The following is a 13518-nucleotide window of genomic DNA, read 5'->3' as shown; positions in this document are numbered from 1 at the left end:
CGCCGCCCCGAATACTAGCGCAGGAACCGCGTCTGGCTGCCCTCAGCCGCGCGCAGCCATCGACTGCGACAACGCCTGCGCCTCCGCCAGCAAGTCCTTGGCTAGCGACTGGCTCTTGGTCCCGCCGAGCTGGTCGGCCACGCCGGCCGCCACCAGCGAATGCGTCATGCGGCTCTGCGCGTCGAACACCGGCACGGCGATCAGCACCACGCCGCCGATGTAGTTGCCGCGATCGATGCTGAAGCCCTTGCGGCGAACCGCTTCCACGTCCTTGCGCCACGCCTCGATATCTGGCGGCTCGTCCCAGCGCAGCGCCTTGAAGCGGCGCTCGATTTCCTTTTCCGGCAGTTCGCCGAAGGCGGCCACCAGTCGTCCGGTCGCGCTGATCAGAGCCGGGAAGCGGCTTCCGACATCGACATGCAGGCGGAACGGCGCGTTGGAGCGCGACAGGGCCAGCACGACCATATGGTCCGGGCCGGCGACTTCCACGCCGATGGCCGTCACGTTCCAGGTGCCGGACAGCCGGTCGAGCACCGGCTGCACCAGCGCCGGAAACGGGCTGCTGGCGAGCACGCTTCTGGCCAGGCTGACCAGGCCGACGCCCAGGCTGTAGCGCTTGCTGCCGCCGTCGACCTTGACCAGACCCTCTTCCACCAGCGCCCGCAGGATATGCAGACAGGTGCTGGTCACCATGTCGAGCTCCTGCGCGATCGCCTTCAGCGTCATCGGCGCGGGCGCGCGTCCAAGCAACCGCAGGATCGCCACCGCGCGCGTCACCGCTGGCACCGCGCGCACACGCGGGCCGTCCGTGGCGGCCCCTTCCCCCCGGGTCGACAGGCTCATCGGATTCTCTCCTCGTTTGTACAGGGACAAGCATACATGCCGCGGGTGAACCGGCGGCCGGGGAATTCGCCGCGCGATCCCACCGCGTCAATTGCGCCGTGATTGTACATATACAATTCACAAACGTATTTGACAATTCGACATCCACCGACCATAGTGGTCTGCACGTGCTGCGCAACCATGAGGCCCGATCCGATGACGAAGCTGACCGACTACACCTCCTACGCCGATGCGCAGCGCCACTGCCATGCGGACAAGCTGTGGGAGCTCTTCGATGGCGACCGCGAACGCATGAACATCGCGCACGAATGCCTCGACCGGCATGCGGCGCAGGACCGTACCGCCGTGATCCTGGTGCGCGCGGTCGGGAGCGAGCAAACGCTGGGATTTCGCGAGCTGTCGGCGGACTCGTCCCGCTTCGCGCACTACCTGGTGTCGCGTGGCGTGCAGCCGGGGGACCGCGTGGCGGTCATGCTGGAGCCTTCGCGCGAGTTCTACGTCGCGATGTTCGGCGCCATGAAGATGGGCGCGATCGCGGTGCCGCTGTTCACGCTGTTCGGACCCGATGGCATCCGCCTGCGCATGCAGGACTGTCGCCCCCGCATGCTGGTAACCAATACCGAGAAAGCCCCGCTGGCCGCCGGCGACCCGGAGTTGCAGGTGGTGATCGGCGATGCGGCGCTGATGCAGGCGCTGGCGTCCTTTCCCTCCACCTTCGACGCGCGCACGCGCGCCGACGACCTGGCGATCTTCCAGTACACCTCGGGGACCACGCGCGAGCTGCCGGACGCAGTGCGGCACACGCACCGCGCGCTGGTGACGCTGATGACCGCGGCGCTCTACGGCACTGGCGTGCGGCCCGGCGACCGCTTCATGTGCCCGTCGTCGCCAGCCTGGGGCCACGGGCTGTGGCACGGCACGCTAGCGCCACTGGCGCTGGGCGTGACCATCGGCGCGTATGCGGGCAAGTTCAATGCCGAACGCCTGCTGCAGGCGCTGCAGGATCATGGCTTCAACAACCTGTCGGCCGCGGCGACCCACTACCGGATGATGCGCACCTGCGGCGCGGCGGGCCGCTACCGTTACGGCCTCGACAAGCTGTCCTTCACGGGCGAGCCGATCGACAGCGAGACCGCGGAGTTCGTCGAAGCCACCTTCGGCCGGCCCGTCTGCAGCATGTACGGCACCACCGAGATCGGCGTCTGCCTCGTCAACTATCCCGGCGCCCACGACTTTCCCGTCAAGCCAGGTTCGCTCGGCAAGCCGGTACCCGGCGTGCGGGTGGAGGTGCACGACGCCAGCGGGGCCACCTGCCCGCCCGGCGTGACCGGTGAACTAAGGCTGTGGCGGCGCGGCGCCTGGGTCGCCACCAAGGACCTGGGCCGCGTCGACGAGGACGGCTATTTCTGGCACGGCGGGCGCGCCGACGACGTGATCATCTCCGCAGGCTGGACCATGAGCGCGGTGGAGATCGAGGACGCCATCCTGAAGCATCCCGATGTGCGCGAGGCCGCGGCAATCGGCGTCCCCGACGCACTGCGGGGGCAGGTCGTCAAGGCCTTCGTCGTGGCCGAGCGCGATGGCGACGAGGCGTTCGCGCAGGAAATCCAGGACGCCGTCCGCACGCGGCTGAGCCAGCACGAATACCCCCGCCACGTCGAGTTCGTGCGCGAGCTGCCCAAGACGCCAGCCGGAAAGATTCACCGCAAGAAGCTGAGGGAACAGGACATCCACCAACAGACCGCGGCCGCCGCCGTGCAATGACAGAAGACAGAGGAGACACCATGACCATGCCGACCACAACCGAACGAACCTTTCCCAAGATCAGCGAGCGCGGGCTCGATGAATTGCGCGAACGCATCGGCGCCAAGATCGGCGCCACCGCCGAGCCGTGGTGCTACGAGGCGACGCGCGACAACATCCGGCACTACGCGCATGGCATCGGCGACGACAATCCGCTCTGGTGCGATCCCGACTACGCCGCCAAGACCCGGCACGGCGGCATTCTGGCGCTGCCCAGCTTCCTGTTCTCCACCAGCCGCATCGTCTCGGGCTACGTGGGCGGACTGCCCGGGGTGCATGCGATGTGGTCCGGCGCAGACTGGAGCTGGCACAAGGCGGTGCGCCGCAACGACACCATCTCGACCGAGGCGTATCTCAAGGACCTGATCGAACACGAGACCCGCTTCGCGGGCCGCGCGGTACAGCAGATCTATCACGTCGACTTCTTCAACCAGCACGGCGACAAGGTAGCCGAGGCCGACAGCTGGTGCTTCCGCACCGAGCGCGATCACGCGCGCGAGCAAGGCAGCAAGTACAAGGAGGTGCGCGCCCGCGCGCCGCGCCGCTACGCGCCGGAGGAGATCGCCGAAGCGTGCCGGCTTTATGCCAACGAGGAGGTGCGCGGCGCCGAACCGCGGTATTGGGAGGACGTCAACGAGGGGGACGAACTGCCCATCATGTTCAAGGGCCCGATGACGGTGACCGGCTTCATCGCCTTCGCACAGGGTTGGGGCGGTCTCTACATTCGCGCCAACAAGCTGGCGTGGAAGCTGATCGACGCGCATCCGGGCGTGGGCATCACCAACCGTTTCGGCATTCCGGACGTGCCCGAGCGGGTGCACTGGGAGGAGGACTTCGCGCTGGAGGTCGGCGCGCCCGGCGCCTACGACTACGGCCCCGAGCGCAATTCCTGGCTGACCCACCATCTGACCAACTGGATGGGGGACGACGGCTTCCTGCGCAAGTCGTACTGCAAGATCCGCCGGCACAACCCGGAAGGGGACATGCTGTTCATCCGCGGCAAGGTCAAGCGCAAGTACGTCGAAAACGGGCGGTATCTCGTGGAGATCGAGCAGGAAGCGCGCAATCAGGACGACGAACTGTCGGTACTGGGGACCGGCGTGGTCGAGTTGCCCTCGCGGCGCTGAGGCTCCACGGACGCAGGGCGGCGGGCCATGGCGCCCACCATCCTCGCCGCGGCTGGCCGCGCCACGCAACGCGCTGGCGGCTGCTGCCGTCGCACGGTCAAACCTTTCGGGGGGTCCGACGATGTCGCATCGTTCCACGTACCAAACGGCGGCCACGGCCGCTCCTTCCGGCACCCTCGCGGGCATCCGCGTGCTCGACCTGTCCCGCGTGCTGGCCGGGCCGCTGTGCACGCAGATGCTGGCGGACCACGGCGCCGATGTGATCAAGGTGGAAGCCCCAGCCGGCGACGAAACCCGTACCCTCGGTCCGCCGTTCAATGCCGACGGCGACGCGGCGTATTTCACCGCCGTCAATCGCGGCAAGCGCGCCATCGCGCTGGATCTTTCCGCGCCTGCCGGGCAGGACGCAATGCTGAGGCTGCTGGAAGGTGCCGACGTTCTGGTCGAGAACTTCGTGCCCGGCACCATGGCGCGCTGGGGCATGGACTACGAGACGGTCCTCAGCCAGCGCTTTCCGCGGCTGATCTACTGCGCGATCACCGGTTTCGGGGCGGACGGCCCGTTGGGCGGCCTGCCGGGCTACGACGCCGTACTGCAGGCGATGTGCGGGCTGATGAGCATCAACGGCGACCCCGCGTCCGGACCCACGCGGGTCGGCGTGCCCATCGTCGATCATCTGACCGGCTACACCGCGCTGACCGGCATCCTGCTTGCGCTGTGCCACCGCGAGCGCTCGGGACAGGGGCAGCGCGTAGAGGCGACGCTGTTCGACACCGCTCTCAGCTTGCTGGTACCGCACGCCGCCAACTGGATGGAGTCCGAGAGCACGCCGGGGCTGCTGGGGAGCGCGCATCCCAACATCGCACCCTACGACAAGTTCGCCTGCGGCGACGGCGCGATCTTTCTCGGCATCGTCAACGACCGGCAGTTTCGCCGCTTCTGCGAGCACGTCGGCCTGGACGGGCTCAGCGACGACGAACGCTTCTGTACCAACAGCCAGCGCCTGCGGCACCGCGACGCGCTGCGCGTCAGGATCGAAAGCGCACTGGCGCCGCTGTCGCGCAACGCGCTGTGTCGCGAGCTGATGCAACTAGGCGTGCCGGCCGGGCCGGTCAACACCGTGCCGCAGGCCTTCCAGCAGGCCCACGTCGATCATCGCGCCATGCTGGTGGGGCGCGACGATTACCGCGGCTTGGGGCTGCCGACCCGGCTGTCGCGCACGCCGGGGGAGGCCTCGCGCGCGCCCCCCGCCTACGCGCAGCACACCGACGAGGTGCTGCGGGAAGCGGGTTTCGATGAAGAGCACATCGCCGACCTGCGCGCAGGCGGCGTGCTGCCGGCGCGACGCGATACCGGCCGGTGACGGCACGGCGCACCCTACCGCTTTGCTTTGCTTTGCATTGCCCTGCACCGCCACGACGCGGCACAGGCTCGACAAGACAGCAGGAGACACGCATGAAAACCCTGACCCTGGCGGGCGTGATGGCCGCCACGATATTGGCCGCGCCTGCGCTTGCCACGCCGCCCTACCCAACCAGGCCCGTAAAGATCATCGTGCCCTATCAGGCCGGCCAGGGAACCGACGTCGCGACGCGCTACCTGGCCGACTACCTGACCCGCGCGATGGGCCAGAGCTTCGTGGTGGAGAACCGGCCGGGGGCGGGCGGCAATATCGGCGCGGCGGAGGTCGCGCGCGCCGCACCGGATGGCTACACGCTGCTGATGGGCACGAACGGCACGCACGCGCTGAACCAGTACATGTACAACGGCATGCCGTTCGACCCCGACAAGGACTTTGACCCGGTGATGCTGGTCAGCACGTTCCCGATGGTGGTGCTCAGTCATCCGTCCTCGCCCTATGCCAGTCTCGCCGACCTGCAGGACGCCGCCAAGGCCAAGCCCGACACCGTCAACGTCGGCCTGCCGAGCACCACGGCCCGGCTGGTGTTCGAACTGCTCAGGCAGCAGGGCGTGAACAGTATCCGGGCGATCCCGTACAAGGGGTCGGGCACGTCGATGACGGACCTGATAGGCGGGCAGGTCGCCCTGGCCATCGACACGGTCAGCGCCTCGCGCGCGTTCATCGCCAGCGGCAAGGTGAAGGCGCTGGGGGTGACGTCCCTCAAGCCCACCGCGCTGCTGGCTGGCGTCAAGCCGATCGCCGCCCAGGGGGTGGACGGCTTCCAGGTGGTCGCATGGAACGCGATCTACGCCCCGAAGGGCACGCCGCCCGCCGTGGCTGGGAAGATCAACGCCGAGCTGGCAAAGGTGCTGGCGCGGCCGGAGGTGAGGCAGCGGCTGCTGGAACTGGGACACGAGCCGGCGGGGGGCACGCCGGCCGAACTGGCCGATTTCGCGCGCGGCGAGCGGCAGAAATGGGGACCGCTGATCGAAAAAGTCGGTCTCAAGGCGGAGTGAGCCGCGCCCCCGGCCCCCGCCGTGCTATCGCGCCCCCTGTGCGAAGCGATCCGTGGCTTCGATCAGCCGATGCAGGATGCCGGGCTCGGTCCACGCGTGTCCGGCCCCCTCGACCAGATGGAAATCCGCGTCGGGCCAGGCGCGATGCAGCGCATGCGCGTAGCGCACGGGGCACGGCATGTCGTAGCGGCCATGCACGATCACACCGGGGATGCCGGCAAGGCGCGGAGCGTCGCGCAGCAGTTGCCCTTCCTCCAGCCAGCAGCGGTGCGTGAAGTAGTGGTTCTCCAGCCGCGCGAATGCCAGCGCGAAATGCGGATCGGCGTGCTTCGCGCTGTTGGCCGGATCGGGCAGCAGCGTGATGGTCTCGCCTTCCCACACGCTCCAGGCGCGCGCGGCTTCCAGTTGCACGGCCTCGTCGTCGCCGGTCAGCAGTTTGCGATAGGCGGCCATCATGTTGCCGCGCTCGGCCTCGGGAACCGGCGCCTGGAAGCGTTCCCACTTCTCGGGGAACATCTCGGACACGCCGTACTGGTAGTACCAGTCCAGCTCGGCCTGGGACACCGTATAGATGCCGCGCAGCACCAGTTCGCTGACGCGCTCGGGATGCCGCTGCGCATAGGCCAGCGCGAGCGTCGAGCCCCACGAGCCGCCGAACACCAGCCAGCTTTTCGCGCCGGCCAGCTCGCGCAGGCGCTCGATGTCGGCCACCAGGTGCCAGGTGGTGTTGGCCTCCAGTCCGGCGTGCGGCGTGGAGCGGCCGCAGCCGCGCTGGTCGAACAGCAGCACGTCGTAGCGCGCCGGGTCGAACAGGCGGCGGTGGTCCGCCGCAATGCCGCCGCCGGGCCCGCCATGCAGGAACACCGCGGGCTTGGCTCCCGGCGTGCCCACGCGCTCGTAGTAGACGACGTGGCCGTCGCCGACGTCCAGCGTGCCGCTGGCATAGGGTTCGATGGGCGGATAGAGCGAGCGCAACTGGGACATGGGGGCTTGGGTCCGAAATTTTTCCGGGGTCCGAGGGTCGGGGCCCGGCGGGATGGGACGAGACCGCAGTGTAGCGCCCACCCTCCGGGGGGTCACCCGGCGGCGAGCGCAGACAAGGTCGCGGTCAGCGACTCGCAGCGCGCCCTGAGCACGCCTTGCAGCTGCCGGATGGCGGGCAAGAACTGCTTGCGGTGCGGGCACACCAGGTTCAGCGGCGCGGCTTCGCCGGGCTGGTCCGGCAGCAGCACCTCCAGCCGTCCGGCCCGCACGTCGTCGCACAGGTCCAGCCACGACTTGTAGACGATGCCGCGGCCATCGATGGCCCAACGCCGCGCGACATCGGCATCGTCGCAGAACATCGGCCCGGAGACCTTCACGAGCCGCCGCTGGCGCTCGGCGGGAAAGACCCAGTTGTCGTACACGCGGCCGCCGAGCGCGTACAGCACGCAACGATGGCGGGCAAGGTCGTCGAGCGAGCGCGGCCGGCCATGCCGCTCCAGGTACGCGGGCGATGCCGCGAGGACACGCCGGTTGGCCGGCGCCAGCGGCAGCGCGACGTAGTTCGCCTCCTCGGACACGCCATAGCGGATGGCGATGTCCACCGCCTCGCGGAATACGTCGGCGACGCGGTCGGACAGGAACAGCCGCAGGCTCAGGCGCGGATGCGCCTCGCGGAAATCGGTGATCCACGGCAGCAGCACGTTGCGGCCCAGGTCGGACGGCGCCGAGATGCGCAGCATGCCGCTCAGTTCGTCCGGCTTGCCCTTCCACTGCCCCCGCCCTTCCTCCAGCATCGCCAGCGCCTCGCTGGCGTAGGGCAGGTATTGCTCGCCTTCGGCCGTCAGCCGCAGGCTGCGCGTGGTGCGGACGAACAGCCGGATCTCCAGTTCGCGCTCCAGCCGCTGGATGGCGGCGCTCACCTGGCCGGGCAGCAGTCCCGCCTCCCTGGCCGCGTTCGAAAAGCTGCCCAGTGCGGCGGTGCGCAGAAACAGCGCCAGATCGTCCAGTCGGATCATTTTCATTCCCGGAGTGAAAGTGCTGCCGGATTTTGCCGCTTTTTCGATAGAGATGGGAAGTGGATCATCCGTTTCACGTTCCTACCTATCCGAGACCGCGATGACGCAAACCTTCACCCCCGCCCTGCGCACTGCCCTGCTGGCCGCCGCCCTCGCCGTGGCCGGCCAGGCCGGCGCGGCGCCCGCTTCTGCCGCCGCCAGCCTCGCCCATCTGCCAGCCGAACAGGCCTACGGCGCGCTGGAAACCGTGGCGACGTTTCGCGACGCCATGCCCACCGGCGTGACCGTGAGCGAGGGCGGCCGCATCTTCGTCAACTTTCCCCGCTGGGGCGACGACGTGCCCTTTACCGTGGGCGAGCTGCGCAACGGGCGCGTCGTGGCCTTCCCCGATGCGGCCGTCAACCGCGAGGATGCGAGCCGCGCCGCGACGCAGTTCATCAGCGTGCAAAGCGTGGTTGCGGACGGACGCGGCCGGCTGTGGGTGCTCGACACCGCCGCACCCAAGTTCGGCCCGCCGCTGCCAGGCGGCGCCAAGCTGGTCGCCATCGACCTGAAGACCGACCGCATCGAGAAGACGCTCGTCTTTCCGGCCAACGTGATGCGGCCTCAGACCTACGTCAACGACATGCGCTTCGACTTCCGGGTAGGCAAGGCAGGCGTGGCCTATGTCACGGACTCGTCGCTGAGCGGGGTCGGCGGCCTGATCGTGATGGATCTGGACAGCGGCAACGCCATGCGGCGCCTGACCGGGCACCGTTCCACCTCGGCGGACCCCGACTTCGTGCCGGTGGTGGAAGGGCGGCCGCTGGCTGGCCGCAACGCCGATGGCACCACCAGCCCGTTCACCGTGGCCTCCGACGGCATCGCCTTGTCGCCCGATGGCGCGACGCTGTACTTCTCGCCGCTGTCGAGCCGCCATCTGTACGCGGTGCCGACCCGCCTGCTGCGCGACCCCGCTGTCAGCGAGGCGGACCTCGCCGCCGCGGTGCGCGACCTGGGCGAGAAAGGCGCGTCCGACGGGCTGGAGGCCGATGCCAATGGCGCCGTCTATGCCAGCGACTACGAGCACAACGCGATCCGCAAGCGCACCGCCGACGGCCAGTGGCAAACCATCGCCCACGACCCGCGCATGCTGTGGCCCGACACGCTGTCGATCGGCCCCGACGGCTACCTGTACTTCACCGCCAACCAGCTGCACCGCCAGCCGGGCTTCCACGGCGGCAAGGACGAGCGCCGCAAGCCTTACAGCCTGCTGCGCGTGCGCATCGACGCCGCCCCCGCTCCCACGCACTGAACCCATGCGGGCCCAGGCCCGCTCACCCTTCCAATCCAAGCCAGCCATCACGCAATCCAAGGTCTTTGCCATGAACCTCACCGAAGCCACCCAAACCCGCCATACCGTCAAGGCGTTCGCGCCGGACCGCACCCTGCCCCAGGCCACGGTCGACCAATTGCTCGCCGTCCTGCGCAACAGCCCTTCCTCCGTCAATTCCCAGCCATGGCATTACGTGGTGGCGTCGACCCCGGAAGGGCGCGCGCGCATCGCGGAAGCCACGCAGGGCAGCTATGCCTATAACCGGGGCAAGGTCCTCAACGCCTCGCACGTCGTCGCGCTGGCCATGCGCATCGACATGGACGAGGCCCATCTGCGGAACGTCCTTGCGCAAGAGGAGCGCGACGGCCGTTTCCAGCTCGACGGCGCCAAGGCCGGACAGGACAGCAGCCGGCGGCTATATGTGGATTTGCACCGCTACGAGCGGCGCGATGTCCAGCAATGGATGGAGAAGCAGGTCTATCTGGCACTGGGCGGCCTGCTGATGGGCGCCGCGGTGCTCGGCGTGGATGCCACGCCAATGGAGGGCTTCGATCCACGCGCACTCGACCAGGCGCTGGGCTTGCGCGAGCGCGGCTACACCAGTGTCGTGCTGGCGGCGCTGGGCTATCGCGGCGAGGATGACTTCAATGCGCGGCTGCCGAAGTCGCGCCTGCCCCACGACCAGCTGTTCACGTTCATCTGATCCGGCGGTCGTGCCGCCGGGCGCTCGAATGCGGCGCCACGGGCATGTGATTTGCATGGAGCCGGCAAGACGAGCAATGGAAGGTGACCGGCGGGCGTAGCTGTCGCACGTACGCGCCCGCACGGCACCGTGCCCACCACCATGACGATCCGCATTGGCATCTCGGGCTGGCGCTACGAAGGCTGGCGCGGCGTGTTCTATCCGAAGGGGCTGGCGCAAAGGCGCGAGCTGGAGTTCGCGTCGCGCGCCGTCGAAACCATCGAGATCAACGGCTCGCACTATTCGCTGCAGACGGTGCAGAGCTACCGCGCCTGGTACGACAGCACGCCGGAAGACTTCGTCTTCAGCGTCAAGGGGCCGCGCTACCTCACGCATATGCTGCGCTTTCGCGACGAGACCGCGCGGCCCGCGATATCGAACTTCTTCGCCTCGGGCGTGCTGTGCCTGCGCGAGAAGCTCGGGCCATTCCTGTGGCAGTTTCCGCCGAACTTCTCCTTCAAGCCCGAGCGCATGGAGCGGTTTCTCGCCCTGCTGCCGCGCAATACCGACGAGGCGATCGCGCTGGCGAAGCAGCACGATGGCCGCGTCAAGACGCCCTGGTTCGGTCCCATGCGCAAACGCAAGCTCAGGCACGCCGTGGAAATACGGCATGCGAGCTTCTGCACGCCCGACTTTCCGGCCCTGCTGCGAAAGCACCGCGTCGGCTTCGTGGTGTCCGACGCGATCGCCGACTGGCCCTATGCGGAAGACGTGACGGCCGACTTCATCTACATGCGGCTGCACGGTAGCGAGACGCTCTATGGCGGCGCCTATGCGGACCCGGCGCTGGATCGCTGGGCCGAGCGCATCGCGGCGTGGGCGGCCGGCGGCGAACCGCCGGATGCCAAGCGCATTTCGCCGGTCCGGCCGACGAAGGCGCGCCGCGACGTCTATTGCTATTTCGACAACGACATGAAGGTCAAGGCGCCCTTCGACGCGCAGCGGCTGATCCGGCGGCTAACCCCGCGGCGGACGGAGAGCGCCGCCTAGTCCCGCTTCGGAATTTCCAGACCGCGCGCGACCGCGGGGCGCGCCACGAAGTTCGCCAGCACGCGCTGCACGTTCGGGAAAGCATCGAACTGGACCAGTTCGCCGGCCTCGTAGAAGCCGACGAGGTTGCGCACCCACGGGAAAATCGCGATATCGGCGATCGTGTATTCGTCTCCCATGATCCAGTCGCGCCCCGCCAGGCGCGTCTCCAGCACGCCGAGCAGGCGCCGCGATTCGGCGACATAGCGGTCGCGCGGGCGCTTGTCCTCGTATTCCTTGCCGGCGAACTTGTGGAAGAAACCGAGCTGTCCGAACATCGGCCCGATCCCGCCCATCTGGAACATCACCCACTGGATCGTCTCGTAGCGCGCCGCCGGGTCGCGGGGCAGCAGCTTGCCGGTCTTCTCGGCCAGGTACAGCAGGATGGCGCCCGATTCGAACAGGGCCAGGGGCGCGCCGCCGGGGCCGTCCGGGTCCAGCATCGCCGGGATCTTGTTGTTCGGATTGAGCGACAGGAATTCCGCAGACAGCTGGTCGTTGGCATCGAAGCGCACCAGGTGCGGCTCGTAGGGCAAGCCGATCTCCTCCAGCATGATGGAAGCCTTCACGCCATTGGGCGTGGGCAGCGAATAGAGCTGCAGCCGGTCAGGATGCGCGGCCGGCCATTTGCGGGTGATCGGGAAGCGGGACAGATCGGTCATGGCGTGAGGGAATGGGGCGGCGGCTCGGCCGCGTGAAGGGAAAGCGCAATAGTACCGTCCCCGCCTCCGGTCCACATCGGCATGGGCCCGGTGCCGGTAAAGATTGCCACCGGGGTGCAATTCCCGCCGCGATGCGCGACGGGCACGACGGCAAACCCGGACGGGCAGCCGGCTTTGCGGCGGGTACGACCTTTGCAGGGCGACATCGTTTCCCCCCGAGAGCCCTTGCCGCCATGACCACTCCTACCCTGCAGAACGAAATCGCGATCGTCTCCGGCGCGGACTCCGGCATCGGCCAGGCCAGCGCCATCGCGCTCGCCCGCCAGGGCGCGGATGTTGCGGTGCTCTATCACAGCGACCGCGAGGGCGCCGACAAGACCGTGGCCGCCATCCAGGCCTGCGGCCGCAAGGCCGTGACGCTGCAACTGGACCAGACCGACTCCGCGGCAGTCGACCGCATGTTGGGGCAGGTGCGCCAGCAGCTGGGTCTGCCGACGATCCTGGTGAACAACGCCGGCATCAATGCCAACGGGGTGCCGGTCAAAGACCTTTCCGACGAAGACTGGGACAAGACCATCCGCACCAACCTGTATGGGCCGTTCTACTGCTGCCGCGCCTTTATCCGCGGGCTCGATGGCAGCGGCCGGCACGGCAGCATCATCAACATCACCAGCGTCCACCAGGAGATCCCGATGCCGGGCGCATCGGCCTACGACGCCTCCAAGGGAGGACTGCGCAACCTCACCACCACGCTGGCGCTCGAGGTCTCCGAGAAGAACATCAATGTCAACAACGTCGCGCCCGGCATGATCCTTACGCCGATGAACCAGGCGGCGATCGACGATGCCAGCGTGCGCGAGAAGCAGGTCCAATCCATTCCGATGAAGCGCGCCGGCACGCCCGAGGAGGTCGCGCATGTCGTGGCGTTCCTCGCCTCGCCGCAGGCGCGCTACATCCAGGGCGCGACCATCGTGGTGGACGGCGCCCTGATGCTGTTCCAGGGCCAGGGGGCCTGAGCCATGCGCGCGGCGTTCTCAGCGATCCGGCTCCGCCGGGTCGGAGACGTCCAGCAGCGTCTCGCCGGCCTGCGCGGTATCGCCGGCCTTGGTGGCCAGGTCGCCCAGCGACACGATGCCCACCAGTTGATCGTTCGCGTCGACCACGGGCAGGCGCCGGATCTGCCGCTCGGCCATCATCTCGCGGGCGGTATCGACGTCGTCGTCCTCCTTGGCCCACTGCGTACCGGCAGACATGGCCTCGTTGACGGTCGCCTGGTCGGGCGCCTTGCCCGCGGCGGTGCAGCGGATGGTGATATCGCGGTCGGTGATCATGCCGGTCAGGCGGCGGCCGTCGCATACCGGCAGCGCGCCCACATTGAGTTCGTCCATCAGTTGCGCCGCGCGCTGGATGGTCTCGTCCGGCGAGACAAAGGCCGGATCGCGGCTCATCACGTCGCGCAGGTGCAGGACGTTGCCGCCGGACCCGGACTGGGTGGATTGGGTTGCCATGGTGCTCTCCTTCGGTGTTGGCTGGCCGGCCGGATGCGGGAAGTGACGCCACCCGCCGCGGGCTCCCGGCC

13 protein-coding genes are annotated in these 13518 nt (G+C 68.4%); 8 read left to right on the top strand and 5 right to left on the bottom strand.

All coding sequences use genetic code 11. The annotated features are described in order from the left end of the window. Positions 1–42: 42 nt before the first annotated feature. Positions 43–843, bottom strand: a complete 801-nt coding sequence (locus LDO27_RS01100) for an IclR family transcriptional regulator (RefSeq protein ID WP_224039128.1) — start codon at positions 841–843, stop codon at positions 43–45. 195 nt (positions 844–1038) lie between these two features. Between LDO27_RS01100 and LDO27_RS01095 the strand changes: the two genes are divergently transcribed. The 4 genes from LDO27_RS01095 to LDO27_RS01080 all read left to right on the top strand — a co-directional run bounded on the left by LDO27_RS01095 (position 1039) and on the right by LDO27_RS01080 (position 6191). Beyond that, on the top strand, positions 1039–2607 hold the full coding sequence (locus LDO27_RS01095; protein ID WP_224039126.1) for an acyl-CoA synthetase: 1569 nt from the start codon (positions 1039–1041) through the stop codon (positions 2605–2607). Between the two features lie 26 nt (positions 2608–2633). Further along, a complete protein-coding gene (locus LDO27_RS01090; RefSeq protein ID WP_222205538.1) occupies positions 2634–3773 on the top strand; it encodes an FAS1-like dehydratase domain-containing protein in 1140 nt (379 codons plus the stop codon). 121 nt (positions 3774–3894) lie between these two features. Continuing rightward, complete coding sequence (locus LDO27_RS01085) at positions 3895–5136, top strand: CaiB/BaiF CoA transferase family protein (RefSeq protein WP_224039124.1); 1242 nt, start codon at positions 3895–3897, stop codon at positions 5134–5136. A gap of 92 nt (positions 5137–5228) precedes the next feature. After that, positions 5229–6191: a Bug family tripartite tricarboxylate transporter substrate binding protein gene (locus LDO27_RS01080; RefSeq protein WP_224039122.1), complete on the top strand. Its 963-nt coding sequence runs from the start codon at positions 5229–5231 to the stop codon at positions 6189–6191. A 24-nt stretch (positions 6192–6215) separates the two neighbouring features. Here LDO27_RS01080 and pip read toward each other — a convergent pair whose 3' ends face one another. After that, entirely contained in the window at positions 6216–7175 is a 960-nt protein-coding gene (pip, locus tag LDO27_RS01075) for a prolyl aminopeptidase (RefSeq protein ID WP_224039120.1), read from the bottom strand. A 92-nt stretch (positions 7176–7267) separates the two neighbouring features. Further along, a complete protein-coding gene (locus LDO27_RS01070) occupies positions 7268–8191 on the bottom strand; it encodes a LysR family transcriptional regulator (RefSeq protein WP_224039119.1) in 924 nt (307 codons plus the stop codon). Between the two features lie 100 nt (positions 8192–8291). On the opposite strand from LDO27_RS01070, the gene LDO27_RS01065 reads away from it, so the two are divergent. The 3 genes from LDO27_RS01065 (at position 8292) to LDO27_RS01055 (ending at position 11238) form a co-directional block, all read left to right on the top strand. Continuing rightward, positions 8292–9485 (top strand): major royal jelly family protein, encoded by a 1194-nt coding sequence (locus LDO27_RS01065; protein ID WP_224039117.1) that lies wholly within the window; start codon positions 8292–8294, stop codon positions 9483–9485. Between the two features lie 70 nt (positions 9486–9555). Next, the gene (gene nfsB / locus LDO27_RS01060) at positions 9556–10209 is read left to right on the top strand and encodes an oxygen-insensitive NAD(P)H nitroreductase (protein WP_224039115.1); all 654 of its coding nucleotides are present in this window, start codon (positions 9556–9558) and stop codon (positions 10207–10209) included. Between the two features lie 141 nt (positions 10210–10350). Further along, positions 10351–11238 carry a DUF72 domain-containing protein gene (locus LDO27_RS01055; RefSeq protein ID WP_224039113.1) on the top strand — a complete coding sequence of 296 codons (888 nt, stop codon included), beginning with the start codon at positions 10351–10353 and terminating at the stop codon, positions 11236–11238. Here the strand turns inward: LDO27_RS01055 and LDO27_RS01050 are convergent. Further along, entirely contained in the window at positions 11235–11939 is a 705-nt protein-coding gene (locus tag LDO27_RS01050; protein WP_222205515.1) for a glutathione binding-like protein, read from the bottom strand. The genes LDO27_RS01055 and LDO27_RS01050 overlap by 4 nt on opposite strands. A 233-nt stretch (positions 11940–12172) precedes the next feature. Here LDO27_RS01050 and LDO27_RS01045 point away from each other — a divergent pair, with 233 nt between their 5' ends. Next, a complete protein-coding gene (locus LDO27_RS01045; RefSeq protein WP_224039112.1) occupies positions 12173–12955 on the top strand; it encodes an SDR family NAD(P)-dependent oxidoreductase in 783 nt (260 codons plus the stop codon). 18 nt (positions 12956–12973) lie between these two features. Here the strand turns inward: LDO27_RS01045 and LDO27_RS01040 are convergent, their stop codons facing one another. Further along, entirely contained in the window at positions 12974–13447 is a 474-nt protein-coding gene (locus LDO27_RS01040; RefSeq protein ID WP_224039111.1) for a CBS domain-containing protein, read from the bottom strand. Between the last annotated feature and the right edge of the window lie 71 nt (positions 13448–13518).

This window comes from Cupriavidus respiraculi (assembly GCF_914271545.1).
Classification (GTDB): domain Bacteria; phylum Pseudomonadota; class Gammaproteobacteria; order Burkholderiales; family Burkholderiaceae; genus Cupriavidus; species Cupriavidus respiraculi.
The sequence above is the reverse complement of the archived record's forward strand: the minus strand, read 5'-3'. Positions and strand labels throughout refer to the sequence as shown.

Bases quoted from the DNA above. Each gene is read 5' to 3' on its own strand.
- LDO27_RS01100 (WP_224039128.1), bottom strand. From the start codon at position 843: ATGAGCCTGTCGACCCGGGGGGAAGGGGCCGCCACGGACGGCCCGCGT.
- LDO27_RS01095 (WP_224039126.1), top strand. From the start codon at position 1,039: ATGACGAAGCTGACCGACTACACCTCCTACGCCGATGCGCAGCGCCAC.
- LDO27_RS01090 (WP_222205538.1), top strand. From the start codon at position 2,634: ATGCCGACCACAACCGAACGAACCTTTCCCAAGATCAGCGAGCGCGGG.
- LDO27_RS01085 (WP_224039124.1), top strand. From the start codon at position 3,895: ATGTCGCATCGTTCCACGTACCAAACGGCGGCCACGGCCGCTCCTTCC.
- LDO27_RS01080 (WP_224039122.1), top strand. From the start codon at position 5,229: ATGAAAACCCTGACCCTGGCGGGCGTGATGGCCGCCACGATATTGGCC.
- pip (WP_224039120.1), bottom strand. From the start codon at position 7,175: ATGTCCCAGTTGCGCTCGCTCTATCCGCCCATCGAACCCTATGCCAGC.
- LDO27_RS01070 (WP_224039119.1), bottom strand. From the start codon at position 8,191: ATGATCCGACTGGACGATCTGGCGCTGTTTCTGCGCACCGCCGCACTG.
- LDO27_RS01065 (WP_224039117.1), top strand. From the start codon at position 8,292: ATGACGCAAACCTTCACCCCCGCCCTGCGCACTGCCCTGCTGGCCGCC.
- nfsB (WP_224039115.1), top strand. From the start codon at position 9,556: ATGAACCTCACCGAAGCCACCCAAACCCGCCATACCGTCAAGGCGTTC.
- LDO27_RS01055 (WP_224039113.1), top strand. From the start codon at position 10,351: ATGACGATCCGCATTGGCATCTCGGGCTGGCGCTACGAAGGCTGGCGC.
- LDO27_RS01050 (WP_222205515.1), bottom strand. From the start codon at position 11,939: ATGACCGATCTGTCCCGCTTCCCGATCACCCGCAAATGGCCGGCCGCG.
- LDO27_RS01045 (WP_224039112.1), top strand. From the start codon at position 12,173: ATGACCACTCCTACCCTGCAGAACGAAATCGCGATCGTCTCCGGCGCG.
- LDO27_RS01040 (WP_224039111.1), bottom strand. From the start codon at position 13,447: ATGGCAACCCAATCCACCCAGTCCGGGTCCGGCGGCAACGTCCTGCAC.